Source organism: Acinetobacter sp. 148 (genome assembly GCF_031196675.1).
Lineage (GTDB): Bacteria > Pseudomonadota > Gammaproteobacteria > Pseudomonadales > Moraxellaceae > Acinetobacter > Acinetobacter baumannii.
Genome location: NZ_JAVIMT010000005.1, coordinates 210488 through 235829, shown reverse-complemented (window position 1 = coordinate 235829; position 25342 = coordinate 210488). Strand labels below are relative to the sequence as shown.

The window sequence follows — 25342 nt, the reverse complement described above, 5'->3', positions numbered from 1 at the left end:
ATTGACAACTACAGTTGCTGTTGGGTCACTTACAGTACCTGTTAATGCAGGTGTGCTGTCGTTAGTGAGTACATCATCAAGTGCTACTGTCGGCGCAACTGCATCAACCACTGCTGTTGCTGGGCCTGATGTATTGCCTGCTGGATCTTCTGTTACTGCTGTTACCGTATCACCATCATTTAAACCCGGGTTTGGTACTGACCATGTTCCATCTGTGCCTGCTACCACTGTTGCAGTTGTGCCATCAGGATAAGTCACAGTCACGGTTGATCCCGCTTCTGCTGTACCTGTAATTGGATCTGTCCCGTTAACCGGGTCAATCACTGGTGCTGAAGGAGCAGCTGTATCCAGTGTATAAGTTTGTGTATCGTTAACTGTGCTGCTATTACCTGCTGCATCAGTGAAGGTTACTTTAGCATCAATCGTTTTATCAGTATCAGCAACCAAACCGCTACCTGGTACACTTACTGTCCATGTACCTGCTGCACTGTCTACAGTTGCAGTATAAGTTACCCCATTAATAACAATTGTAACGGCTGTAGCAGCCGCATCTGAAGGAACGTTTTTCAATACACCTGTAATCGTGACATTGCCAGCCGCTTCTGATGCATTAATCACATTATCAGCTGTTACCGAATCAACAGCAAAATTAACACCATCCGTATTTGGACCAACTGCATCAACAATAGCTGTTCCTGGTCCTGATGTATTGCCAGCAGGGTCTGTTGCTACAGCTGTAACTTCATCGCCATCATTCAAACCTGGGTTTGGCACAGTCCAAGTACCATCCGGTCCTGCTACAACAGTTTTCGTACTACCGTCCGGATAAGTCACAGTCACGGTTGATCCCGCTTCTGCTGTACCTGTCACTGGGTCAGTTGCATTGATCGGATCAATCACTGGTGCATTTGGTGCAGTGGTATCAAGTGTATAAGTTTGTGTATCGTTAATACTGCTGCTATTACCTGCTGCATCTGTAAACGTTACTTTGGCATCAATTGTTTTATCTGCATCCGCAACTAAGCCACTGCCCGGTACACTTACTGTCCACGTGCCTGCTGCTTTATCTACAGTCGCATTATAAGTTACCCCATTAATAACAACTGTAACGGCCGTGTTGGCCGCATCTGCTGGAATGTTTTTCAAAACACCTGTAATGGTGACATTACCTGATGCTTCTGATGCATTAATCACATTATCAGAAGTAACAGGGTCAACCGAGAAAGTTACGCCACCGGTACTTGGTGGAGTGGTGTCAGCAGGTACTGAAGAATCATCATTACTATCATGATTTGATGCTGCAGCGATAATACCGCCTGCAACTAGTGGAATAGCAGCCCATAACCATGGGTTCACGCCTGCATCATGATAAAGTAGAGGCTCAATTGAAGAAATAGGTTGGTAAATAACATCAGATACCAACTCTTGTGGAGCTTCTGCTGGTAGAGCTGCTGGTAAATCTTCACCTAAAAGTGCTTGTGGTTCCACGTCACTGTCAGCATCTGCGTCCGCATCACTATCAGCATCTGCATCATTTTCAGCATCTTTGAATTTTGCCCAAATTAACTGTCCATTTTCATCTTGGAAAACCAGACTGTTATCTTTAGGCTCAGCTGTTCCACTAAAGAAGCCTTCAATAACAATAGTCTCGCCATTTTTCAGACGTATGACTGCATTGGTACCCTCCCTATTCACTACCACTACATCACTGGCAGCCACTTTCACCAACACAACTGACGCTTCTGAAAGTTTTGCAGAAGTTCCCTCTGTGGTTACCAAGGTTTTATGATTATCCTTGGCAATAATTTGTATCTCAGGCATATCTATATTCCTTTTATATTATTGATTTAAATGATTTTATGTATAATTCTTTTTACTTAATGTTTTCGAGTTTTTGACCTACAACTTAAAAACATTAAGTAATGTGATCATTTTTACATTAAACACTTTAAAATAAAAAAAACAAATACTAAAGTACTCAAAGAAAAAAAATTAATTAATACAAATTTTATATAAATAAAAATCTGATTTTTCTACTTATAATTTATTCAATGAGCTTATTAACTGTTTTATATATAAAACAAAATTAGTTTCTTATTATTGAACATTCATTGAAAATTATTTTAATTTAAATTTTTATATAACAAGTTTTAATATCTCAATAAAATAAAATATATTAATAATGATATATATAGAAAAAAAATGGCCTTAGATAATATTTTACTATTACACTAAAGCCTCATTTTTATATTCAAATAAAAATTATTTTTTATTTACTTTTAGAAATTATCGGGACTTTCGAAACGTTTTACTTCTTGTAACTTATTTGGATCATGCATGGTTGCGATCCCGTCTTCTGTTTTTTGATCAACAATAACATCTGGGTTAAAGATAGTAATTGTTTCTCTTCCTAATGCATCTTCTCCAACTATATATTGAAAGCCACGGCGATTCATTTTATGGCATAGCTTTTGATAAAAGCCTTTAAGCCCTTCCGTTTCTTCATTAGGATTGTAATAAAATGCATTCATTACCGCAGGAAGGCCAAGTCCACACACTACACCAGATAACAATACGCTAATAAAGGTATATCCAATCAGAATACTACTATAAGGACTCAGCGCCGGAATATTCGCGACCGCCAAAATTAAAGCGAGTGAAATCCCTCCTCGAACACCACCCCAAGATAAAATAGTTAAACTACCATTGTAACTTTTGGTCTTACGCATTGTTGGGAAGAAAGCAAAAGACATAAAGTTGGCGGCAAAACGAGAAATATGGAGAATAAAGAAAGCAACTATTCCACCTAAAATCAGGCTAAAGTTTAAGTCAAGAATAAATAACTCAAGGCCAATTAAGGTAAATAAGAATGAATTGATAATCCCTTCTACTGTATGCCAAAAATGGTTAACCTCTCTGATCTCACGCTCTTCGCGAATTTCTTTCCATTTATTACCGACGATTAAACCACCAATTACGCAGGCAATCGGTGCGGAAGCATGGGCGAATAGAGCCACCAAATATGCTCCGCTTGCAAGTAATGCAGTTGTTAAAATCAGGGATTCCATTTCGTGTTTACCACGCAATAAGCGTAAGGTACCTATCCCAAATGCCCACCCAATACCAACAGCTACCACAATTTCATAAAGCAAAGCTTCTAATGTCGCAACCAATGAAAAATGTTCACCCTGTAAAACATTCAGTAATGTCATAAATAAGGCAATACACATCGCATCGTTAAATAAAGATTCTCCTTCTAATTTAACAATGAGATGATGAGGAGCACGAATTGAACTTAAAACACCTTTAATACCGATCGGGTCTGTTGCACCTAATGCTGCACCTAATAATAGAAGAACCAAAATTGGTACATGATGTCCAACTAACAATTGGAAACCGTAAAGTAAGCTACCAAACAATACAGCGCAGATTACCAAGGCAATAGTGGCCAAAATACTAATCTGTTTCCAATAGCTTCTTAGATCTGAAATTTTAAATTTAAGTGCTGAAGATGTCAGAATAAAGCAAATAACGCCATTAATTAAAAAATCATAGAAATCGATGTGACGTACTGCTTCCTCAATATTATGAATATTGATAGTAATGAATTGATTACCATTTAAAAGACTGGCTCCCCATTGCAAAATGAAGACAAAAATCGCAGAAACAAGTGGTACGCCGATAGCCTGCGGAAAGCCCAAAATACGCTTATTAAATATGGTGGTCGCAATTGATAAGGCAAATACAACCGTAAATGCTTGTAATAAGAAAAAATTACCCATGAACACCCTTCTTCTGGGTCAATGACCAAATAAAAAATCTAGACAGCAGAACTGAACAGAACGAGAAAATAGGCACCTCATGTGTGCCCAAGCAATTAAAAAGTTGGAATACAAGTTTAACGAATTACGTTAATCATTCTATCAATTAGTTAAATTTCTTAACATTAATTATGTTGGAGGGATGATTAAAAAGATGAGCCTACTTAAACACCTTGTAAACTCATCTTATTTATAGATTTAGATAGAATTATTAAAAGTATCGCATTGGCTAATATCACCGGTTTTTAAACCGACTTGGAACCAGTGCATTCGCTGTTCACTACTACCATGAGTAAAGCTATCCGGAACGACCTGTCCAGTTGCTCGTTTTTGTAAGTAGTCATCTCCAATTTTTTGCGCGGCATCCATTGCTTCCTCAACGTCCCCCTGCTCTAAAAACTGAGTACGCTGTTGATTATGATTGGCCCAGATACCCGCTAAACAGTCAGCTTGTAATTCTTGACGTACAGATAACTGATTACCTTCTCTTTGACTGACTTGTGCACGAGCCTGTTGTACTTGAGATGAGATACCAAGCAAAGTTTGAACATGATGTCCTACTTCATGGGCAACCACATAAGCTTGGGCAAAGTCCCCTGCCTGATCTTGTCTCGATAATTCTGTCTGATTTTGTTCGCCAGATATTCCCATCTGCTCACGCATATCTTTGAAGAATTCTGTATCGATATAAACCTTCTGATCTGCTGGGCAATAAAAGGGCCCCATTGCAGACTGAGCTGTACCACAGCCTGACTGAATCATCCCACTAAACAAGACTAATTTTGGTGGCGTATAAGTTTTACCTAACTGTTTAAAAATAGGTGTCCACGTATCCTCTGTATCGGCTAATACTGTTCCAACAAAATCAGAAGCTTCCTTTTGCTCGGCTGTTAAACTTTCGGGTGCAGTTGCATTTGATTGTTGCGAAGCAGTAACCTGCTGCGTTGCCTGATATGCTTGTTGGGGGTCAACGCCAAAAAATTTCCATGCAACAAATGCCACAACCAAACCAATAATACTAATACCACCTGCCCTAACACCGCCTCCGCCTCGACGGTCTTCAACATTGGTACTGACTCGACGATCTCTCCAACGCATAATTTCCCTCTTCTTTGTAGATGGCCTGATTAACTAGAAGCTTTTGGCCACATTTTTTGTATCAAGCTAACAACAAGCAATACTATTGCACCAGCAACAATTCCTATTGCAAAGTTAATAAGCGTTGGGGTTAAAGCACCAATGATGTTGCCTACAGCAGGTATAGTTTCCACATGGTCAACTGTATTTTCAGTGACATGATGGAGTAAAGGAATCGTATGATTAATAATCCCTCCACCTACCAAAAACATCGCAATAGTGCCGACGATAGACAATAACTTCATTAAAAGTGGCGCAAATGCAAGCAGCCCGCGACCAATAGTTTGTTTAAAAGAAGCAGCCTGTTTTGTTAAATATAGACCCAAGTCATCAATCTTAACAATCATGCCGACCAAACCATAAACGCCAATCGTCATCACAACTGCAATAATGCTGAGGACACTAACTTTAGTCATTAAAGTTGCAGTTGCCACAGTACCTAAAGAAATAACCACAATTTCAGCTGACAAAATAAAGTCTGTACGAATAGCTCCTTTCACTTTATCTTTTTCAAAAGTCGCCAAGTCTAACTCTTCACTATCAAACTCTTTTTGTGCTTCTTCTGAGGTTGAGGCTTTTTTATGTGTAATGGTATGAAGAACTTTTTCAACACCCTCATAACATAAGAATAGCCCGCCAAGCATTAATAAAGGATTAATCAACCAAGGAGCAATCACGCTAATTAATAAAGCTAGAGGAACTAAAATGAGCTTATTAACAAAGGAGCCTTTAGCAACTTTCCACACAATCGGTAATTCGCGATCAGCACGGACACCTGTAACCTGTTGTGCATTTAAAGCCAAATCATCACCTAAAACACCAGCAGTTTTTTTTGCTGCCATTTTGCTCATTAAGGCGACATCATCTAAAATTGTTGCAATATCATCTAGTAGTAAAAGTAAGCCACTTGCCATTTCTTATCCAGGTTTGTATTTATTAAACTATTGTAAGATGATTTTTTTCAATTTTTGTAATTTTACTGAATAAATTCACAATATTATTTTAAGAAAAGTTTACCCAATTGCTGACGAAAAAACTTTATTTCCCGTACAATAATGCCAATCTTTTATATTGCAGGGCTTATTATCCCTGATTAAGCCAATACCATAGTGGAATAAATAATGAGTAATGTTGATCAGCGTCCAATTATTTTGACAGGCGACCGCCCAACCGGACAACTTCACCTCGGGCATTTTGTCGGTTCTTTGCGTTCTCGTGTAGGTCTACAGGATAGCCATCATCAACATCTCTTATTAGCAGATGCACAAGCGTTAACAGACAATGCCGACAACCCAGATAAAGTACGCCGTAACATTTTAGAAGTTGCTCTAGACTATTTAGCGGTAGGCATTGATCCAACTAAAACCACAATTTGTGTACAGTCATGCTTGCCTGCACTGAATGAGCTTACAATGTTATATCTTAACTTTGTAACTGTAGCTCGTTTGGAACGCAACCCAACCATCAAATCTGAAATTCAAATGCGTGGTTTTGAACGTGATATTCCTGCTGGTTTCCTTTGCTACCCTGTAGCACAGGCAGCTGATATTACGGCTTTTAAAGCGACTGTAGTACCAGTAGGCGAAGATCAAATTCCAATGATTGAGCAAACTAACGAAATCGTGCGTCGTGTAAACCGTCAAATTGGTCAAGACCTTTTACCTGAATGTAAAGCATTGCTTTCTAATATGGCTCGTCTACCTGGTTTTGATGGTAAAGCGAAAATGTCTAAGTCATTAGGCAATACCATTGTTTTAAATGCTTCTGACAAAGACATTAAAAAAGCTGTAAATGCGATGTATACCGATCCAAATCATCTTCGCATCGAAGATCCGGGTCAAGTTGAAGGAAACATTGTATTTACTTATTTAGATGCATTTGATCCAAATAAAGAAGAAGTTGAAGAGCTAAAAGCACACTACCGCCGTGGTGGTCTTGGTGATGGTACAGTTAAAAAACGTCTTGAAGGTGTACTAAAAGAATTAATTACACCTATACGTGAACGTCGAGAAGAACTTGCTAAAGATCCTGACTACATTATGGATGTTTTACGCCAAGGTACTGATAAATGTCGAATCATTACTCAGCAGACTTTGGACGAAGTTAAAGATGGATTAGGCTTATTTAAGTTCTAATTTTTATATTAGAGATATAAATAAAAAAAGCCCTACGGGGCTTTTTTTATAATTATATTTAGATTCAATAATTTAATTTTTTAGAATTTCTATATATTTATTATGATTCACACGCTTTTACCCTTTTAACGTGAAGTAACACTAATTAACGTGAACCTTAATGAACAAATAAGAATGCGTCACTAATATAACTTGAGTAGGTTGATATGAACCTCACGACATTTCTCCTTAAGCCGAAACTGTTTTTAACAGATTCGTTGTTCTACGCAGTGATCACCCCAATCATTGCGTATTTTTTTGTCTTTTTTAGCCAGATTATTTCTTACATCATTTTATTTAACTTTCAATAATACAAAAAAATACCGCATCATTTTTCAGATGCGGTATTTTTTAAAGATTCAAGGAAGCAATTAAGCTAAACCTTTCTCTTTTAATACTTGCAACATAGTTGAACCAAGCTCAGCTGGGCTACGAGTGTAAGCCATACCTGCTTTTTCAAATGCAGCGAATTTCTCTTCAGCAGTACCTTGACCACCAGAAATGATCGCACCAGCGTGACCCATACGCTTACCTTTAGGCGCAGTTACACCAGCGATGTAACCTACTACAGGTTTAGTCACGTTAGATTTGATGAATTCAGCAGCTTCTTCTTCCGCTGTACCACCGATCTCACCGATCATGATGATTGCATCAGTATCTGGATCGTCTTGGAACAATTGAAGAGCTTCAATTTGGTTCATACCTGGGATTGGGTCACCACCGATACCGATACAAGTAGACTGACCTAAACCAAGCTTAGTTGTTTGAGCAACAGCTTCATAAGTCAATGTACCTGAACGTGAGATGATACCAATACGACCTGGTTGGTGGATGTGACCAGGCATAATACCGATCTTACATTCACCTGGAGTGATCACGCCTGGGCAGTTAGGGCCAACTAAACGAGTACCGTTACCGTTAGTTTCTAAATAACGTTTTGCTTTAAGCATGTCGATTGTTGGAACACCTTCAGTGATCACAACGATTAGACCAACACCTGAATCAACCGCTTCAACGATTGAGTCTAAAACGAATGGAGCTGGTACATAGATTACAGATGCATCTGCATTTGTTTCACGTACAGCTTCTTTCATTGTGTTGAATACTGGTAAGTCAAGGTGAGTTGTACCACCTTTACCTGGAGTAACACCACCAACAACTTTTGTACCGTAGTCTAAAGCTTGTGCAGAGTGGAAAGTACCGTTTTTACCAGTAAAACCTTGTACCAATACTTTAGTGTCTTTATTAATTAATACGCTCATGATTGATACTCCCCTTACGCTTTAACTGCAGCTACAACTTTTTCTGCGGCATCAGACAAACCGTTCGCAGAAATTAATTTCAAACCAGATTCATCAAGTAATTTCGCACCTAACTCAGCGTTGTTACCTTCTAAACGAACAACCACTGGAACAGTTACGTTTACTTCTTGAACCGCTGCAATAATTGCTTCAGCAATCATGTCACAACGTACGATACCACCGAAGATGTTGATTAAAACACCTTGTACAGACGTATCAGCAAGAATGATTTTGAACGCTTCGATTACACGCTCTTTAGTTGCACCACCACCAACATCAAGGAAGTTTGCAGGCTGACCACCATAAAGTTTAATGATGTCCATAGTTGCCATTGCAAGACCAGCACCGTTAACCATACAACCAATGTTACCTTCTAAAGCAACATAGTTAAGATCAAATTCAGATGCTTTTAACTCACGCTCATTCTCTTGAGATTTATCACGTAAAGCAGCAACTTTAGGTAAACGGTAAAGCGCGTTAGAGTCGATACCTACTTTCGCGTCTACACATAAAATTTCGCCATTTTCACGAACTGAAAGTGGGTTAATTTCAAATAAAGCGAAATCATTTTCAACAAATGCTTGGTAAGCAGCTGTCATGATTTTCACGAATTGACCGATTTGCTTGTCTTTCAAACCTAAAGCAAACGCAACTTCACGTGCTTGGAATGGTTGTAAACCAACTAATGGATCAACTTCAACTTTAATAATTTTTTCTGGAGTTTCTTCCGCAACTTTCTCGATTTCTACACCACCTTCTGTAGAAGCCATGAAAGTAATACGACGGCTAGAACGGTCTACAACCGCGCCCAAGTAAAGCTCACGCTCAACTGGATATACGTCTTCAGCAACAATGATGCTGTTTACTGGTTGACCATTTGCATCTGTTTGATACGTTACAAGACGAGTACCAATGATATTGTTTGCAAATTCGATAACATCTTCTTTAGATTTTGCAACTTTAACGCCACCAGCCTTACCACGACCACCAGCATGAACTTGCGCCTTCATTACAGCGAATTTACCACCAAGCTGTTCAAATGCAGCAACTGCTTCGTCTGCATTGGTTGCCAAGATACCTTCTTGTACCGGCATACCATATTCTTTCAATAACGCTTTAGCTTGATACTCATGTAAGTTCATTTAGTTACCTACTTAACTTTGTTTGTTGTCTTCAATTTGCGCAACATTCTCATGTTGTATAAGCAAATTGCTGTCTACGTCTATCAACTTGATGATTTTTTAATCACACCATCGAATGTGAAAAAGAGCGGAGGACCGCTCTTTATTTTATTTACGCTTACGTTGAATCGCGTGAATTGCACGACCATCTACAGCAAGTGCAGCTTCATGAACAACTTCAGAGAATGTTGGGTGACCAAAAGTCATCAACTGAAGATCTTCAACAGAAGATACAAATTCAAGTGCAATCATACCTTGGTGAACGATATCAGATGCCGCAGGCCCAATCACATGCATACCTAATAAACGGTCAGTTTTTGCATCAGCAACAAACTTAACAAAACCTGCACCTTCACCAGCAGCTAAAGCACGACCATTTACAGCAAAACCGAATTGACCAGTTTTTACTTCATGACCTTTTTCTTTAGCTTGCTCTTCAGTTAAACCAACCCACGCCGCTTCAGGGTGTGTATAGATAACAGAAATGATTGTGTCATAGTTTACTTGAGCTGCATGACCGTGAATACGTTCAACAGCCATTACGCCCTCTTCCATTGCTTTATGAGCAAGCATTGGACCGCGTACTAAGTCACCAATCGCATATACACCTTCTACAGAAGTTGCACAGTGATCATTTACTTCAACTAAACCACGTTCAGTTAATTTAATACCTGAATCTTCAGCCAATAAACCTTCCGCATAAGCTTTACGGCCAACACAAACGATTAACTTGTCAAACGTTTGTTCTTTGTCTTCACCAGCTTGAGTGTATTTAACAGTCACTTCACGACCGTTTACTTCAGTACCAGATACTTTTGCACCAATGCGGATATCTAAACCTTGTTTAGTCAAGATTTTTTGATATTCCTTAGAAAGTGCTTTATCAGCCATTGGCAAGAATGCATCCATTGCTTCAAATACAACAACTTCTGCACCAAGACGACGCCATACTGAACCAAGTTCTAAACCGATTACACCTGCACCAATTACACCTAAACGCTTAGGTACTTCAGGGAAGTTTAATGCGCCAGTTGAATCAACAATAATATCTTGATCTACAGGAGCTACAGGAATATTTACAGGCACAGAACCAGACGCAAGAATTACGTATTTAGGTTCTAAAATTTGAGTTTCACCTTCATGTGGAACAAACTCAACTTTTTTACCAGCAAGTAATTTACCTGTACCTTTTAACCACTCGATACCGTTGCCTTTAAGCAATTGATCAATACCGCCAGTTAATTGGTCAACAATTTTGTCTTTACGAGCAAGAAGTTTTGCAAGATCGAAATTCACTTCACCAGTTGTAATACCGTGATCAGCTAAATGATGCACTGTATCTTCATAACGATGAGAAGAATCAAGCAAAGCTTTAGAAGGGATACAACCTACGTTTAAGCAAGTACCACCTAAAGAAGGCTTACCGTTGTGAATACGTTTTTCAATACAAGCGACTTTGAAGCCTAGTTGAGCAGCGCGAATCGCAGCTTCATAACCACCAGGACCACCGCCAATGACAACAAGATCAAATTGTTGAGACATTTTTATCTCCATAAACCAGGATAGAGGATTACTCTACCCTGGTAGGTATTTATTCGAAGAAATTAAAGATCAAGAATGAGTTTAGCTGGTTCTTCTAACAATTCTTTGATTGCTACTAAGAAACCTACAGCTTCTTTACCATCGATCATACGGTGGTCATAAGAAAGCGCTAAGTACATCATTGGCAAGATTTCAACTTGACCATTTACCGCCATAGGACGCTCTTGGATTTTATGCATACCCAAGATACCAGTTTGCGGCTGGTTCAAAATTGGAGTTGAAAGTAATGAACCGAAAGTACCACCGTTAGTGATTGTGAAAGTACCGCCAGTCATTTCTTCGATAGATAATTTACCATCACGTGCTTTAGCAGCGTAAGCAGCAATACCTGCTTCAACTTCTGCATAGCTCATACGGTCAGTATCACGTAATACTGGTACAACAAGACCACGATCAGAAGATACTGCAACACCGATGTCATAGTAACCGTGATAAACAATATCATCACCATCAATTGAAGCATTTACAGCTGGGTAGCGTTTAAGCGCTTCAGTTGCTGCTTTAACGAAGAATGACATGAAGCCTAAACGAGCACCATGACGTTTTTCGAAAGCATCTTTATATTGCTTACGTAATTCCATGATTGGCTTCATGTTAACTTCGTTAAATGTAGTTAACATTGCTGTTTCTTGAGTAGCTGCAAGAAGACGCTCAGCTACACGTTTACGTAAACGAGTCATTGGAACGCGTTTTTCGATACGCTCGCCAACAGCAACGCTTAATGGAGTAACGTTAGCAGCTGGTTTAGCTTGATGGTTTGCAACATCTTCTTTAGTGATACGACCACCACGACCAGTACCTTGTACGTCAGAAGCAGCAATACCAGATTCAGTTAACGCTTTACGTACCGCAGGAGCTTGATCAGATACAGTTTCATTACGCTCAACAACAGGAGCAGCACCAGCTTGAGTCTGAGCAACTGCTTGTTCTACTGCCGCAGGAGCAGCAGCCGCTGCGCCAGCACCAGCTTCGAATTGAGCAATAACTTCGTCAGAAAGAACTGTATCGCCTTCACCTTTAATGATTGCAACCAAGCTACCATCTGCAGGAGCAACAACTTCTAAAACAACTTTGTCGGTTTCAATATCACAGATTACTTCATCACGTGATACAGGTTCACCCACCTTTTTATGCCAAGTTGCGATGGTTCCATCTGCAACAGACTCTGGGAATACCGGTGCTTTAATTTCGGTTGCCATTATTGAGAATCTCCTGATTGTTCAGCTTCGATTGCCAATGCATCATTAATTAGCTGAGCTTGTTGTTTTGCATGCAAGTACGGTGAGCCACAAGCTGGTGCAGCAGAAGCTTCACGACCTGCAAAACTGATACGGATTTGTTTGCCAGATTTTAAGATATCGTCATATAAACGCGGTGCGATAAACAACCAAGCACCTTGGTTCTTCGGCTCTTCTTGCGCCCAAACGAGTTCTTTCACATTTGGATAAGCAGCCAAGATTTCCGCAAGACGTTGCTCTGGGTATGGATACAACTGTTCAATACGTACAATTGCAACATTAGTTAAGTTTTGTTCACGACGTTTTTCGAGTAAGTCGTAATAAACTTTACCGCCACAAAGTACAAGACGAGTTACATCTGACTTGTTAATTTGATCGATTTCGTCAATTACAGTTTGGAATGAACCATGTGCTAGCTCTTCTAAAGTAGAAGTCGCAAGTTTATGACGAAGTAAAGATTTCGGTGACATTACGATTAATGGCTTACGAATTGGGCGTACAGCCTGACGACGTAATGCATGGAAAATCTGTGCAGGTGTCGTTGGAGTGATCACTTGCATGTTGTCTTCAGCACATAACTGTAAGAAACGTTCTAAACGAGCTGAAGAGTGCTCTGGACCTTGACCTTCGAAACCGTGTGGTAACAACATTGTTAAACCACAAACACGCTCCCACTTAGTCTCACCAGAAGCAATAAACTGGTCAATCACAACTTGAGCACAGTTTACGAAGTCACCAAATTGTGCTTCCCAAATAATCAAGCTCTTAGGAATCGTAGTTGCGTAACCATATTCGAATGCAAGAACTGCTTCTTCTGATAAAAGAGAGTCGTAAATCGCAAAACGTGGTTGGTTCTCTTTCACATGGCAAAGAGGAATGTAAGTTGAACCATCAACTTGGTTATGCAATTTTGCATGACGGTGTGAGAAGGTACCACGACCCACGTCTTCACCAGTAATACGAACTAGATAGTCTTCATCTAATAAAGTTGCATAAGCTAAAGTTTCTGCTGCACCCCAGTTCAATGGAGTTTCACCAGTTTGCATTTTCACGCGGTCTTCAATTACTTTTTGAACCTGACGCTGCATTACAAACCCTTCAGGAAGCTTGCTCATGCCCTCGCCTAATTCTTTAAGGCGGTTTATGTCAAATGAAGTATCCCAATCGTCTGTATATTCATGGCCCAAATATGGAGTCCAATCTACAAACATTTTAGTGTTCGGCTCAAGAATCAAAGCATTCGCTACATGATTACCCGCTTCTAAATCAGCGCGATAATCTTCAACCATTTGGTCAGCTTCAGCACGGTCAAGTACTTTCTCTTGTACCAATTGATCAGCATAAAGTGTACGAGTAGTTGCTTTCTTCGCAATCACTTGATACATCAATGGTTGTGTACCAGATGGCTCATCTGCTTCGTTATGGCCACGACGACGGTAACAGAACAAATCGATGACTACATCTTTACGGAATTCGTGACGGAAATCATGTGCTAATTGAGTAGCAAAGATAACAGCTTCAGGATCATCACCATTTACATGGAAGATAGGAGCCTGAATCATTTTAGCAACGTCTGTACAGTATTCTGTCGAACGCGCATCACGTGGATCAGAAGTTGTGAAACCAACTTGGTTGTTCACAATAATATGAACTGTACCACCAACCGTATAGCCACGAGTTTGTGACATCTGGAAGGTTTCCATGTTCACGCCCTGACCTGCAAATGCAGCATCACCATGAACAATAACTGGTAATACGTCATCACCGCCGATATCTCTACGACGTACTTGACGCGCACGTACAGAACCTTCAACTACAGGGCCAACGATTTCCAAGTGAGATGGGTTAAATGCCAATGCCAAGTGAACTTCACCACCTGGAGTCATTACATTACTTGAGAAACCTTGGTGGTATTTAACGTCACCAGAACCTTTCTTATGAAGTGCTTTACCTTCGAACTCACCAAATAAGTCCGCAGGGTTTTTACCCATAATATTAACAAGAAGGTTCAAACGACCACGGTGTGGCATACCGATAACAACTTCTTTACAACCTACGGCACCAGCACGCTGGATAATCTCATTTACCATAGGAATAAAAGATTCGCCGCCTTCAACACCAAAACGTTTAGCGCCGACGTATTTATTACCGAGATATTTTTCTAAGCCTTCAGCAGCAGTTAAGCGCTCTAAGAAGCCTTTCTTTTGTTCATTTGAGAAATTGAATTTACCACGGGCACTTTCAAGACGTTGTTGAATCCAACGTTTCTCTTTTGTGTCCACGATATGCATATATTCAACACCGATCGAACCACAATAGATTGCTTCCATTGCTTCAATCATCTCAGCAAGCGTTGCTTCGCTTTTACCGATCTCAAGATTGCCTGTGTTGAATACTGTGTCTAAATCTGATTTGGTTAAACCGTGTGCTGAAAGATCTAAATCAGGAATATCTTCACGCTTAGCAAGACCTAACGGATCTAACTTAGCTTTTTGATGTCCGCGATTGCGATAAGCAGCAATGAGTTGTAAAACGCCAATTTGACGACGCTCATGTTCAGTACTTACAGTACTTTGTACAACAGGTTGAACACGATTAGCATTACGTCCTAGTAATAGGAATTGCTCACGCACAGCGCTGTGTGGTTGGTCACCCTTTGGATATTTATCGAAATATTGGCGCCAGTCCTCAGCGACGGAGGTTGGGGAAGTCAGGTACTGCTCGTAAAGTTCTTCAATATACGCTGCACTATCAGCGGAAAGTTCAGTGTCAAGACGCAATGCGTCAGCAACTTCTTGCATTTGTGGACCCATTTCCTATTGCAAAAAATATTACAGGCTGCCTTTTAAGCATACCCATGATGCATAATGTCAAATTGGTAAAAATGACACTACTTACCCAACAGGTCTTCAAGACCATGGGGCGTCATACTACCTAGAGAGAAAACTCCATAGGTAATTAATGAATCACAACGCCCTCAATGGCATCATCACTCACCTTATACTCGATAAAAAACCGAGCAATTTTTTGCAAATCTTTTTAGAAAAATTAACTTTAAAATTAACTTTTCTAAAATGACTTTAACCATAAAAATTAAGCACAGATCTAAGATCGTGCCACTTAATTTAATTTCACTAGTATACGCTTTTTTCACCTATAACTTTGTGGCAAATCGTATCATGTTCTTAACGAACGATTGATTTTTTTGACACATACCATCTATAAATTGGCGAAATACATATCCAATTTTATCTATTAATATATGGTGCTTTATATAAAAACCCCTCTTTTACCGACTAAAGTATAAGACACGTATTATAAAATTAAAAAAAAACGCACATCAAGGATGTGCGTTCTCTATTTGCGCAGAATTAACCCGCTTGATCTAACAACATATTACGGATATGACCGATTGCTTTTGTTGGATTCAAACCTTTAGGACATACTGACACACAGTTCATAATACCTTTACAACGGAACAAACTGAACGGATCGTCAAGACGAGCCAAACGTTCTGCAGTTGCAGTATCACGAGAGTCGATAATAAAACGATATGCATTCAACAACGCTGAAGGACCCAAGAATTTATCAGGGTTCCACCAGAATGATGGGCATGAAGTTGAACAACATGCACAAAGAATACACTCATACAAACCATTTAAGTGTTCACGCTCTTCAGGAGATTGCAAACGCTCTTTAGGTGGAGCAGGTTGGTTATTGATCAAGAATGGCTGAATTTTGTCATACTGATCATAGAATTGGTTCATATCAACAACCAAATCTTTAACAACCGGCAAACCAGGTAATGGACGAATTACGATTTTCTCTGGTAAATCGTTAAGGTTTTGCAAGCAAGCCAAACCATTTTTACCATTGATATTCACACCATCAGAACCACAAATACCTTCACGGCAAGAACGACGGAATGTTAACGTTTCGTCTTGAACCTTCAAAGCAAGCAATGCGTCAAGCAACATACGGTGCTTATCAGTCAATTCAAGCTTGAAAGTTTGCATGTACGGCGCTTTATCCTTATCAGGATCATAGCGGTAGATTTCGAATGTACGAGTACCTCTACTCATCTTTATACTCCCGATTAGAATGTACGTGGTGCTGGTGGAATTGGATCAACAGTTAACGGCTTGAAGCGCACTGGCTTATATTCCAAACGGTTATCTGATGAATACCATAAAGTGTGTTTCATCCACTCATCATCACGGCGACCGTATGAATAAGTTGGGTGATCAGCTGGTAATTCATAATCAACTACCGTATGCGCACCACGACATTCTTTACGCGCAGCAGCTGAAATTAATGTAGCTTTTGCAACTTCATATAAGTTTTCAACTTCAAGCGCTTCAACACGTGCAGTGTTAAATACTTTAGATTTATCTTTCAAGTGAATGTTACGCACGCGTGGTTCAAGAGCAAGAATCTCTTTAACACCCTTATCAAGCAATGCTTGAGTACGGAATACACCTGCGTGGTCTTGAACGATATCACGAATTGCATCAGCAACTTCTTGAGCATTTTCGCCAGAAGTTGATTCATCCAATTTACGTACACGAGCTAAAGTTTGCTCTAATACATTTGTTGGAAGCGGCGCATATTCATCACCATGATGTTTAGTTACGTAATCGATAATGTGCTCACCAGCAGCCTTACCAAATACAACCAAGTCAAGAAGTGAGTTAGTACCTAAACGGTTCGCACCATGTACTGATACGCATGAACACTCACCGATTGCATAGAAACCTTTTACAGGTTTAGTGTAGTTGTCTGTACCAGGCTCTGGTAAGCACACTTGACCATGCATATTCGTAGGAATACCACCCATTTGATAATGGATTGTTGGTACTACTGGAATTGGTTCTTTAGTGATGTCAACGTTTGCGAATTTTTTACCAATCTCAAATACAGATGGTAAACGCTTCATAATTGTGTCAGCACCCAAGTGAGTCATATCAAGCAAGATATAATCACCTTTTGGACCACAACCACGACCTTCTTTAATCTCTTGGTCCATAGAACGTGATACGAAGTCACGCGGAGCCAAGTCTTTTAAAGTTGGTGCATAACGTTCCATGAATGGTTCGCCGTCTTTGTTACGAAGGATCGCACCTTCACCACGACAACCTTCAGTCAACAATACGCCTGCGCCCGCAACACCTGTAGGGTGGAATTGCCAGAATTCCATATCTTGTAATGGAATACCAGCACGAGCAGCCATACCAAGACCGTCACCAGTGTTGATATAAGCATTTGTTGATGCACGGTAAACACGACCAGCACCACCAGTTGCAAATAATGTTGCTTTTGCTTGGAATACTGCAATGTTACCAGTTTCTTGGTCAATTGCAGTTACACCGAGTACATCACCTGCTTCGTTACGGATCAAATCAAGAGCGATCCACTCAACGAAGAATTGAGTACCCATTTTCACGTTGCTTTGATAAAGCGTGTGCAATAAAGCGTGACCAGTACGGTCGGCAGCAGCACAAGCACGTGGAACTGGTTTATCACCATAGTTTGCAGAGTGACCACCGAATGGACGTTGGTAAATTGTACCATCAGCGTTACGGTCAAACGGCATACCTAAGTGTTCAAGTTCATAAACAACTTTTGGCGCCTCACGACACATAAATTCGATTGCGTCTTGGTCACCTAACCAGTCAGAACCTTTTACTGTATCGTAAAAGTGGAAATGCCAGTTATCTTCTTGCATGTTACCTAACGACGCACCAATACCGCCCTGAGCAGCAACTGTATGTGAACGTGTTGGGAAAACTTTAGTAAGTACTGCAACTTTCAAACCTGCTTGAGCAAGTTGGTAAGATGCACGCATACCAGAACCACCACCACCAACGATAACAGCATCGAAAGTGAGGTTTTGAATATTTGAATAATCTTCTTTAGGGTTTATCGCGCCCATGATATCTTCCTATCAATTCGCCCAGAAAATCTGGATACCCCAGATTGCGTACACAAACACTGCAATAATGACAGCCGTAGTCAGTACAAGGCGTAAACCTTTCGCTGAAGGACCCATTTGACGAGTAGTGACATAGTCAGTAAAAACCTGCCACATACCAATCCATGCGTGTGCGATAAGCGACAAAATTGCCAATAAAGAGAAAATCTTCATTGGTAATGTCATCATGAAGCCAGCCCATTGTTGATAGTCAAATCCGCCTTTGCAGAGGATCCAACCAAAAAGAACAACAGTATAAGCTGCCAATACCACAGCACTTACACGCTGGATAAACCAATCACGAGAACCTGAACCTGTTAAACCTGTAGCACTTTTCATTAGAACATAATCCATACAAAGGCTGCGATAATGGCTACCACAGATAAGATCAATGAAATTGTCGCTGCAATACGACCGCTTTGCAGTTCTTCAGCAAAACCTAGATCTGCAAGCAAATGCTTAACCCCAGCAATGAAGTGGAAAATCAAGCCGGCTACAAATACCCACACAACAAAACGTACGAGGATATTTCCAAAAACGACATTTTTAACGTAGTCAAATCCTTCTGGTGAAGATAATGATTTATCTAGAATCCATAAGAGAACTGGTACTAATAAGAAAACGATGACACCTGATAAACGGTGTAAAATTGATGCAATAGCCACGGGTGAGCGTAAATTTACCGCTAACACCTGACCCATGGACAAATTGACAGGTCTGTTGCTTTTCACAGCGGGCATCCTGTAGGTAGAAACTCCGACCGGAGTTTGTTGAATTAATTCCAAGGAAAGCTGGCATTGTTAGGCAAGCACAGCTCATGCCTAACCTATAAACGACACTGAATTATAAAACGCGAAATATCAAAATACAAACAATCGACTTTGGCTTTTCCGCAAAAACTCATCAAATAAGAATCATTCACATAGCCAAACAGCATCCTTTCCTATCCCAAAGTTAAGAATAAACAAAACATGTGCTTGTTTAATCTCATCTTTTATAAAAAATTGCTTTTCTACAGTTTTATTTAAAATAAGTGCATTTTAGACTAAAGATAAAGTTAATAAATCATCAACTCAAGACAAAAATATAAATAAAACTGCTTCTTACCTGCTAATTTTATTCAGTTTTATCTATAAAGAGGGATTATCCGTATTTATATCAAAAGAAATAAAGTGCTACTTGACTGTTAACAATGATCACTATTTTTACAAAAAATGAGTTTTAATTTTTTCTAGACTGTTCAATGAGCTATTTTTTAAACAATTAAACTTAAAAAAAAGACAACTTTTGGAATTATCAAATAGTGATAATGTGGCGATTTTTGAATCACAATTTAAAATTACAGCCTGAGTTTTATGATTTTTTTAAACGGATTGGCATTTTATAACGTTACCCTATTCTTAATTTTTATTTAAAAATTTGCTTACAATTGTACTCACGCTTCATTTTTTTTCTGCACGTTCTTCTTGAATTGACTTATGATACCATCCCGATGCAGTGATTTTACTGACTTTTTTTGCTCGGGTCTTGATGACTAACTCTCTGTGGGAACGTCATTTTTTATCCATAAGTATAATTGACAAAATTTCAGTACTCACTAATCTTATAGCAAATTTTGACACCGTCTGATTCGCACATGAGAAAATTAGGATTTCGAGTCAGATAATCATTCACCAGGACAGGAGATCTATTGAATGTCTGAAGCAACTGGCAAAAAAGCCGTATTACATCTTGATGGCAAAGAAATTGAATTACCAATTTACAGTGGCACATTAGGTCCCGATGTAATCGACGTTAAAGATGTATTGGCCTCAGGTCACTTTACTTTTGATCCTGGTTTTATGGCGACAGCTTCATGCGAGTCTAAAATCACATTTATCGATGGTGACAAAGGTATTTTATTACACCGCGGTTACCCGATTGACCAGTTAGCGACTCAAGCAGACTACCTTGAAACTTGTTATTTATTATTAAATGGCGAGTTACCAACTGCTGAACAAAAAGTTGAGTTCGATGCGAAAGTTCGTGCTCATACTATGGTTCATGATCAAGTTAGCCGTTTCTTCAATGGTTTCCGTCGTGATGCTCACCCTATGGCAATCATGGTTGGTGTAGTAGGCGCATTATCTGCTTTCTATCACAACAACCTTGACATTGAAGACATCAACCACCGCGAAATTACTGCGATTCGTTTGATTGCTAAAATTCCAACGCTTGCTGCTTGGAGCTACAAATATACTGTAGGTCAGCCATTCATCTATCCACGTAATGACTTAAATTACGCGGAAAACTTCTTACACATGATGTTTGCAACTCCTGCAGACCGTGACTACAAAGTAAACCCTGTTCTTGCTCGTGCAATGGATCGTATCTTTACGCTTCACGCTGACCACGAACAAAACGCGTCTACTTCTACAGTTCGTCTTGCTGGTTCTACTGGTGCGAATCCATATGCGTGTATCTCTGCTGGTATCTCTGCTCTTTGGGGTCCTGCACACGGTGGCGCGAACGAAGCAGTTCTTAAAATGCTTGATGAAATCGGTAGCGTTGAAAATGTTGCTGAGTTCATGGAAAAAGTTAAACGCAAAGAAGTTAAACTTATGGGCTTCGGTCACCGCGTTTACAAAAACTTCGACCCACGTGCTAAAGTGATGAAGCAAACTTGTGACGAAGTTCTTGAAGCATTAGGTATCAATGATCCTCAATTAGCGCTTGCTATGGAACTTGAACGTATTGCATTGAACGACCCGTACTTTGTTGAACGTAAACTTTACCCTAACGTAGACTTCTACTCTGGTATCATCCTTAAAGCGATTGGTATCCCAACAGAAATGTTTACTGTTATCTTCGCTCTTGCACGTACAGTTGGTTGGATCAGCCACTGGTTAGAAATGCACAGCGGTCCTTACAAAATTGGTCGTCCTCGTCAGCTTTACACTGGTGAAGTGCAACGTGACATCAAGCGTTAATATTCGAAAGAACATTAATGTAAAAAAGCTGCCTAATGGCAGCTTTTTTTATAAATAAGTTTTTAAAAGTTATTCTTCTTCAAACATATTTAATAAGTGATGACTAATACCATCAGCTCTTAACCAAGCCAACTCATAACTCGCTTTAGCCAAAGCTAAAATACGTCTTTCAAACTCAGTCCATACTTCTTTAACTTGCGCTTCTGAAATCCCCAAACCACTCTCATGAGCTAAATGCTTATTCTTTTCACATATTTTTAAGGCATGGTAGAGTTTACGCCCTTTACTCGCCCCTTCCATTAACCTGACACGTTTACCTAATATAAATCCTTCTACATGCTGTAGATTCGCCTGCGGCAACATAGGTACCAAAATCTGATCCAATTGATCATCTAAACGCTTCCAGACAGCTAAACGCTGCTCTGCCGTATAGGTATTCCATTGAATTACTTCATGGTTAAAGCGGCGACAACCACGACATACCTGATCACCAAAAACTGTTGAACAACGCCCTGCACATGGGGTGAGAGAGAGCATTCGATGATCACTACTCAAAACAGACTCCTTAAATAAACCATATACTTTTTATGGTTTTCTCGCTTATTACGAATTTTCGCGCTAAAATATGCGCCTTAAATTTCTATCTTAATACATTTGGAGTTTTCCATGAACGCTACTGTAGAACAGCTTGCACCTGTAGAACAGCAAGCGACCGCGGGTTGGGTTGTTGCAGCACTATATCAATTTAAAGAAGTTCAAGATCCAGCTGATCTTCAACAACGTCTTTTAGACTTAGTGAAAACAATTAACCTTTGCGGAACTCTGATTGTAGCAGGTGAAGGAATTAATGGTACTGTTGCTGGGGACCGTGAAGCAATTGATACGATTCATCAATTTTTGTTAAACGAAGGTTTTAACGCTATGGAATATAAAGAATCCCATAGTTCTGACAAACCTTTCCGTAAAATGAAAATCAAGCTTAAAAAAGAAATCGTGACTTTAGGTGTTGAAGTAAAACCTCGTGATTTAGTGGGTCACTATCTTGATCCTAAAGAATGGAATGAGCTTATTGCACGTGATGATGTGATTCTAATCGACACACGTAATGACTATGAATATAAAGCCGGAACTTTCAAGGGTGCGATTGACCCAAAAACAGAAACTTTCCGCGAATTTCCTGAATATGTAAAAAAAGAGTTAGAACAACATAAAGATAAGAAAATCGCGATGTTCTGTACGGGCGGTATTCGCTGCGAAAAATCAACTTCTTTACTTCTTCAAGAAGGCTTTAAAGAGGTTTATCACCTTAAAGGCGGTATTCTTAAATATTTAGAAGAAACTCCTCCTGATGAAAGCCTTTGGGAAGGTGAATGTTTCGTATTTGATGGACGTACTGCTGTAACTCATGGTGTTGAAGAAGGTGCAAACATTAAATGTCATGCTTGTGGCTGGCCTTTAACTCCTGAAGAGTCTGCGCTACCAAGCTATGAACATGGTGTTTCTTGCTTGTACTGTATTGATAAAACCACTGAAAAACAAAAAGCTGGTTTCCGTATGCGCCAATCACAAATTGCTGCCGCTAAACGTAAACGTTTATAATTAAAAGAGGGCATCATTTGATGCCCTCTTTTTTCTATTTTATTTATAAAGCTCCATAAGCTTTTTAAACTCTGGGCTAGCACAATTCATTGAAGACACTATTGGAGATTTTCCAACAACAGCCCTCAATTTCCCATCACTAGAAAAGCTTAATCCAATCTGACTATAGGTATTTATATCTGTATAAGGTCCTGTATTAATTATAAGATCTATAATTTCTAATTCACCTTCATCAAAAGTAAAGTCCATGCCATCCTCTTGTTCTTTATCCAATAATGCCGATACTGTTTGATTCCCTTTAGTGAAACTTACTTTATTCCCTTGTTTGACCAAAATACATTTTTCATCAGAATCAGTAGCAACTAAATTACTTTCCGAAAAATCATCAATAACCTTATCAGAGCATTTATTATATTGTTCGGTATTTTCTGTTTTCGGAAGTACTTGGCAAGCATCTTTATTAAAACCAAAAACTTTTGCTACACTATTATTTAAAAACTCTATTTTCTCAGGTACTTGAGATAAATTCCCATCTTTAATTAACATTAATAGTGAATCATAATCTTTAATATTTCTATTATTCTGAATAGCTTCCAACAACTCTTGAATAGCTTGATGAATAGGGTTATTTGCTTTCATCTCAGCAGTAAATAGATCCATATCATTATTAATACCGTACCCCTTTTTAATAAGTTCAGCGACCAAAGCAGAATTTGCCGAATTTAACTTTTCTGTAGTCATACTTCCAGATTGATACCATGTTACAGGAACCTGATTACTTGCATAAGCAACAACCATATCTGTAAGCGGGTTAATATTTACCCTTCCCTCATGGTCGATATAACTATGATAAGTTTGCCCCTCAGCTTTTGCCTCTAAACGACAAGGAAATTTACTGGTGTCTATTTCCCCTTGCCATTGCCCTTGTGCATTAACAATTACTTTATTTTTAAAACCAAGCCCATCTTTACAAATTGCTGTTACATTTGCACCATTTAAAGTAGAAGTTGAAGATGCAGTACCAGAGATTAGTTTATAAGCAATTTGATTTTGGGTAGATTGTGCAATTTTTTCTTCACTGAAACTGTTGCTATTTTCAACACCGCAGGCTACAAGTAATATTACTGAGAGTACGCTAGTAATTTTAAAAATTATATTCATATTAAATCACATTGTTAACATATTAAAGATTTTCATGACGCCAATAAAATATTCATGGCGAGATAAATTAATTTTTTGATTAAGAGATTAATATCAAAAAATTTTACTAGTAATTATATATAAATAAAATTAATGTAAAAATATTATATTTAATTATGTATTAAAAATACTAAAAACATAAAAAACGCCCTAGAAAGGACGTTATTTATTATTTCTTCTAATAAATTAATTTGGAGTATGGTACATCAAATATAACTCATTCAAATTATCTGGGATTTCTTCTGCCAGTTCATCCATTAACTGTCCATTGCGACGGAAAGATTCCATCTGTGGATCTTCTTCATCAATTCCGCTAAAAACCATGATTGGTAAAGTCAAATCAACCAATTGTTCTTCATACTCAGGGGCAAACCATGCCTCTTCGTTTAAGAACATTGCGTCAACAAACCCTACACTCCAATCACCTAGGCTTGATTCAACGTCAGCTTCTTCAACTTCAAATGGAAATTCAATCCCATTTTCATTTGCTAAATCTTGACGAATCGACTCTAGCCAAACCTTGATTTGTTGAATAATTTCAGCCGGAACCTTTTTCTGGTTACCTTCGAACAATTCATCTAACCAACGGTCAAACTGAGGGCCTACTGCAATTGCACACAAAAATCCATGAGTTGCAGCAAAGTCTAGACCATACTCATTGTGGTCTCCATCTAGATATTCACTTAATTGGTCTAAATCTAATGCACTCATTGTGTGTTACCTGACTTTAAAAAGAAATTGACGATAGCATAGCACTTAAGCTGACGATGCCCTATTTAGTTTTGATTAGTCTTCGTCATCAAGATCATCATCGTCTAAATCATAATCGAAATCTTTTAACTCACGCTCTAAACGGCGCTGTGCCAATAGATCATCAATTAATCTACGTTTTTCCAACGATTCTTTTGCACTGATTTTGCCTGATGACTCATCAAAACCGACATCATCATCATCGCCGTAGTTATCATCTAGTTCAAAATCTGTAGAAGACACTAAAACTACCTCATAATGAAAAAATGTGAATGGGTCTAGCCGCTATTTATCTGTCTTACTTTTCCTTGTCAAGTTTTATTTATATTTTTTTCATTTAATTGCTCATTTGTACTTTTTTTCACCCAAAAAATTGTGTATTTATAAAACAGAACAGTC

At 39.0% G+C, this 25342-nt stretch carries 20 protein-coding genes and 1 pseudogene; 3 read left to right on the top strand and 18 right to left on the bottom strand.

The genetic code is table 11. The features are described from left to right. The 4 genes from RFX69_RS01130 to RFX69_RS01115 form a co-directional block, all read right to left on the bottom strand. The coding region (locus RFX69_RS01130; protein ID WP_309168521.1) for an Ig-like domain-containing protein at window positions 1-1821 on the bottom strand (1821 nt) is incomplete at its 3' end. A 458-nt stretch (window positions 1822-2279) separates the two neighbouring features. After that, a complete protein-coding gene (locus tag RFX69_RS01125) occupies window positions 2280-3782 on the bottom strand; it encodes a sodium:proton antiporter (protein ID WP_000526259.1) in 1503 nt (500 codons plus the stop codon). Window positions 3783-4019: 237 nt separating this feature from the next. Further along, window positions 4020-4919 (bottom strand): neutral zinc metallopeptidase, encoded by a 900-nt coding sequence (locus tag RFX69_RS01120; RefSeq protein WP_001267655.1) that lies wholly within the window; start codon window positions 4917-4919, stop codon window positions 4020-4022. A gap of 29 nt (window positions 4920-4948) precedes the next feature. Continuing rightward, window positions 4949-5872, bottom strand: coding sequence for a DUF808 domain-containing protein (locus RFX69_RS01115; protein WP_000146247.1), 924 nt, complete (start codon window positions 5870-5872; stop codon window positions 4949-4951). 207 nt (window positions 5873-6079) lie between these two features. On the opposite strand from RFX69_RS01115, the gene trpS reads away from it, so the two are divergent. Next, window positions 6080-7093: a tryptophan--tRNA ligase gene (gene trpS, locus RFX69_RS01110; protein WP_000072941.1), complete on the top strand. Its 1014-nt coding sequence runs from the start codon at window positions 6080-6082 to the stop codon at window positions 7091-7093. Between the two features lie 410 nt (window positions 7094-7503). On the opposite strand, the gene sucD is transcribed toward trpS, so the two are convergent. The 10 genes and pseudogenes from sucD to sdhC all read right to left on the bottom strand — a co-directional run bounded on the left by sucD (window position 7504) and on the right by sdhC (window position 19165). Beyond that, window positions 7504-8394, bottom strand: coding sequence for a succinate--CoA ligase subunit alpha (sucD, locus tag RFX69_RS01105; RefSeq protein ID WP_000114637.1), 891 nt, complete (start codon window positions 8392-8394; stop codon window positions 7504-7506). A 14-nt stretch (window positions 8395-8408) separates the two neighbouring features. Then, on the bottom strand, window positions 8409-9575 hold the full coding sequence (gene sucC, locus RFX69_RS01100; RefSeq protein WP_001048573.1) for an ADP-forming succinate--CoA ligase subunit beta: 1167 nt from the start codon (window positions 9573-9575) through the stop codon (window positions 8409-8411). 147 nt (window positions 9576-9722) lie between these two features. Then, window positions 9723-11156, bottom strand: coding sequence for a dihydrolipoyl dehydrogenase (lpdA, locus tag RFX69_RS01095; protein ID WP_000082610.1), 1434 nt, complete (start codon window positions 11154-11156; stop codon window positions 9723-9725). 62 nt (window positions 11157-11218) lie between these two features. Then, entirely contained in the window at window positions 11219-12415 is a 1197-nt protein-coding gene (gene odhB / locus RFX69_RS01090; protein WP_000179879.1) for a 2-oxoglutarate dehydrogenase complex dihydrolipoyllysine-residue succinyltransferase, read from the bottom strand. After that, window positions 12415-15255 carry a 2-oxoglutarate dehydrogenase E1 component gene (locus RFX69_RS01085; protein WP_001984866.1) on the bottom strand — a complete coding sequence of 947 codons (2841 nt, stop codon included), beginning with the start codon at window positions 15253-15255 and terminating at the stop codon, window positions 12415-12417. Before RFX69_RS01085 ends, odhB begins: the two co-directional genes overlap by 1 nt. A 157-nt stretch (window positions 15256-15412) precedes the next feature. Next, window positions 15413-15542 (bottom strand): annotated as a pseudogene (locus RFX69_RS01075) (hypothetical protein). Between the two features lie 283 nt (window positions 15543-15825). After that, on the bottom strand, window positions 15826-16536 hold the full coding sequence (locus RFX69_RS01070) for a succinate dehydrogenase iron-sulfur subunit (RefSeq protein WP_000086385.1): 711 nt from the start codon (window positions 16534-16536) through the stop codon (window positions 15826-15828). Between the two features lie 14 nt (window positions 16537-16550). After that, the gene (sdhA, locus tag RFX69_RS01065; RefSeq protein WP_000500957.1) at window positions 16551-18386 is read right to left on the bottom strand and encodes a succinate dehydrogenase flavoprotein subunit; all 1836 of its coding nucleotides are present in this window, start codon (window positions 18384-18386) and stop codon (window positions 16551-16553) included. Between the two features lie 12 nt (window positions 18387-18398). Further along, entirely contained in the window at window positions 18399-18764 is a 366-nt protein-coding gene (sdhD, locus tag RFX69_RS01060; protein WP_000833672.1) for a succinate dehydrogenase, hydrophobic membrane anchor protein, read from the bottom strand. Next, a complete protein-coding gene (sdhC, locus tag RFX69_RS01055) occupies window positions 18764-19165 on the bottom strand; it encodes a succinate dehydrogenase, cytochrome b556 subunit (protein WP_001984863.1) in 402 nt (133 codons plus the stop codon). Before sdhC ends, sdhD begins: the two co-directional genes overlap by 1 nt. Window positions 19166-20119: 954 nt before the next feature. Here sdhC and gltA point away from each other — a divergent pair. Beyond that, on the top strand, window positions 20120-21394 hold the full coding sequence (gltA, locus tag RFX69_RS01050) for a citrate synthase (protein ID WP_001287579.1): 1275 nt from the start codon (window positions 20120-20122) through the stop codon (window positions 21392-21394). 69 nt (window positions 21395-21463) lie between these two features. Here the strand turns inward: gltA and RFX69_RS01045 are convergent, their stop codons facing one another. Continuing rightward, window positions 21464-21949 (bottom strand): DUF1289 domain-containing protein, encoded by a 486-nt coding sequence (locus RFX69_RS01045; RefSeq protein ID WP_001981983.1) that lies wholly within the window; start codon window positions 21947-21949, stop codon window positions 21464-21466. A 111-nt stretch (window positions 21950-22060) separates the two neighbouring features. On the opposite strand from RFX69_RS01045, the gene RFX69_RS01040 reads away from it, so the two are divergent. Beyond that, the gene (locus RFX69_RS01040) at window positions 22061-22993 is read left to right on the top strand and encodes a rhodanese-related sulfurtransferase (protein WP_000994655.1); all 933 of its coding nucleotides are present in this window, start codon (window positions 22061-22063) and stop codon (window positions 22991-22993) included. Window positions 22994-23032: 39 nt separating this feature from the next. On the opposite strand, the gene RFX69_RS01035 is transcribed toward RFX69_RS01040, so the two are convergent. From RFX69_RS01035 to RFX69_RS01025, 3 genes are all read right to left on the bottom strand, one after another. Next, window positions 23033-24154, bottom strand: coding sequence for a hypothetical protein (locus RFX69_RS01035; protein WP_289332956.1), 1122 nt, complete (start codon window positions 24152-24154; stop codon window positions 23033-23035). 225 nt (window positions 24155-24379) lie between these two features. Beyond that, a complete protein-coding gene (locus RFX69_RS01030) occupies window positions 24380-24904 on the bottom strand; it encodes a YecA family protein (protein WP_001274941.1) in 525 nt (174 codons plus the stop codon). A gap of 75 nt (window positions 24905-24979) precedes the next feature. Next, window positions 24980-25186 carry a PA3496 family putative envelope integrity protein gene (locus RFX69_RS01025; RefSeq protein ID WP_000099358.1) on the bottom strand — a complete coding sequence of 69 codons (207 nt, stop codon included), beginning with the start codon at window positions 25184-25186 and terminating at the stop codon, window positions 24980-24982. Window positions 25187-25342 lie beyond the last annotated feature (156 nt).

What these genes read in the sequence shown, in the direction of transcription:
- RFX69_RS01125 (WP_000526259.1), bottom strand. Translation starts at nt 3,782, where the DNA reads ATGGGTAATTTTTTCTTATTACAAGCATTTACGGTTGTATTTGCCTTA.
- RFX69_RS01085 (WP_001984866.1), bottom strand. Translation starts at nt 15,255, where the DNA reads ATGCAAGAAGTTGCTGACGCATTGCGTCTTGACACTGAACTTTCCGCT.
- RFX69_RS01035 (WP_289332956.1), bottom strand. Translation starts at nt 24,154, where the DNA reads ATGAATATAATTTTTAAAATTACTAGCGTACTCTCAGTAATATTACTT.
- odhB (WP_000179879.1), bottom strand. Translation starts at nt 12,415, where the DNA reads ATGGCAACCGAAATTAAAGCACCGGTATTCCCAGAGTCTGTTGCAGAT.
- RFX69_RS01070 (WP_000086385.1), bottom strand. Translation starts at nt 16,536, where the DNA reads ATGAGTAGAGGTACTCGTACATTCGAAATCTACCGCTATGATCCTGAT.
- RFX69_RS01040 (WP_000994655.1), top strand. Translation starts at nt 22,061, where the DNA reads ATGAACGCTACTGTAGAACAGCTTGCACCTGTAGAACAGCAAGCGACC.
- sucC (WP_001048573.1), bottom strand. Translation starts at nt 9,575, where the DNA reads ATGAACTTACATGAGTATCAAGCTAAAGCGTTATTGAAAGAATATGGT.
- RFX69_RS01030 (WP_001274941.1), bottom strand. Translation starts at nt 24,904, where the DNA reads ATGAGTGCATTAGATTTAGACCAATTAAGTGAATATCTAGATGGAGAC.
- trpS (WP_000072941.1), top strand. Translation starts at nt 6,080, where the DNA reads ATGAGTAATGTTGATCAGCGTCCAATTATTTTGACAGGCGACCGCCCA.
- sdhD (WP_000833672.1), bottom strand. Translation starts at nt 18,764, where the DNA reads ATGAAAAGTGCTACAGGTTTAACAGGTTCAGGTTCTCGTGATTGGTTT.
- gltA (WP_001287579.1), top strand. Translation starts at nt 20,120, where the DNA reads ATGTCTGAAGCAACTGGCAAAAAAGCCGTATTACATCTTGATGGCAAA.
- RFX69_RS01115 (WP_000146247.1), bottom strand. Translation starts at nt 5,872, where the DNA reads ATGGCAAGTGGCTTACTTTTACTACTAGATGATATTGCAACAATTTTA.
- sucD (WP_000114637.1), bottom strand. Translation starts at nt 8,394, where the DNA reads ATGAGCGTATTAATTAATAAAGACACTAAAGTATTGGTACAAGGTTTT.
- RFX69_RS01120 (WP_001267655.1), bottom strand. Translation starts at nt 4,919, where the DNA reads ATGCGTTGGAGAGATCGTCGAGTCAGTACCAATGTTGAAGACCGTCGA.
- lpdA (WP_000082610.1), bottom strand. Translation starts at nt 11,156, where the DNA reads ATGTCTCAACAATTTGATCTTGTTGTCATTGGCGGTGGTCCTGGTGGT.
- sdhC (WP_001984863.1), bottom strand. Translation starts at nt 19,165, where the DNA reads ATGCCCGCTGTGAAAAGCAACAGACCTGTCAATTTGTCCATGGGTCAG.
- sdhA (WP_000500957.1), bottom strand. Translation starts at nt 18,386, where the DNA reads ATGGGCGCGATAAACCCTAAAGAAGATTATTCAAATATTCAAAACCTC.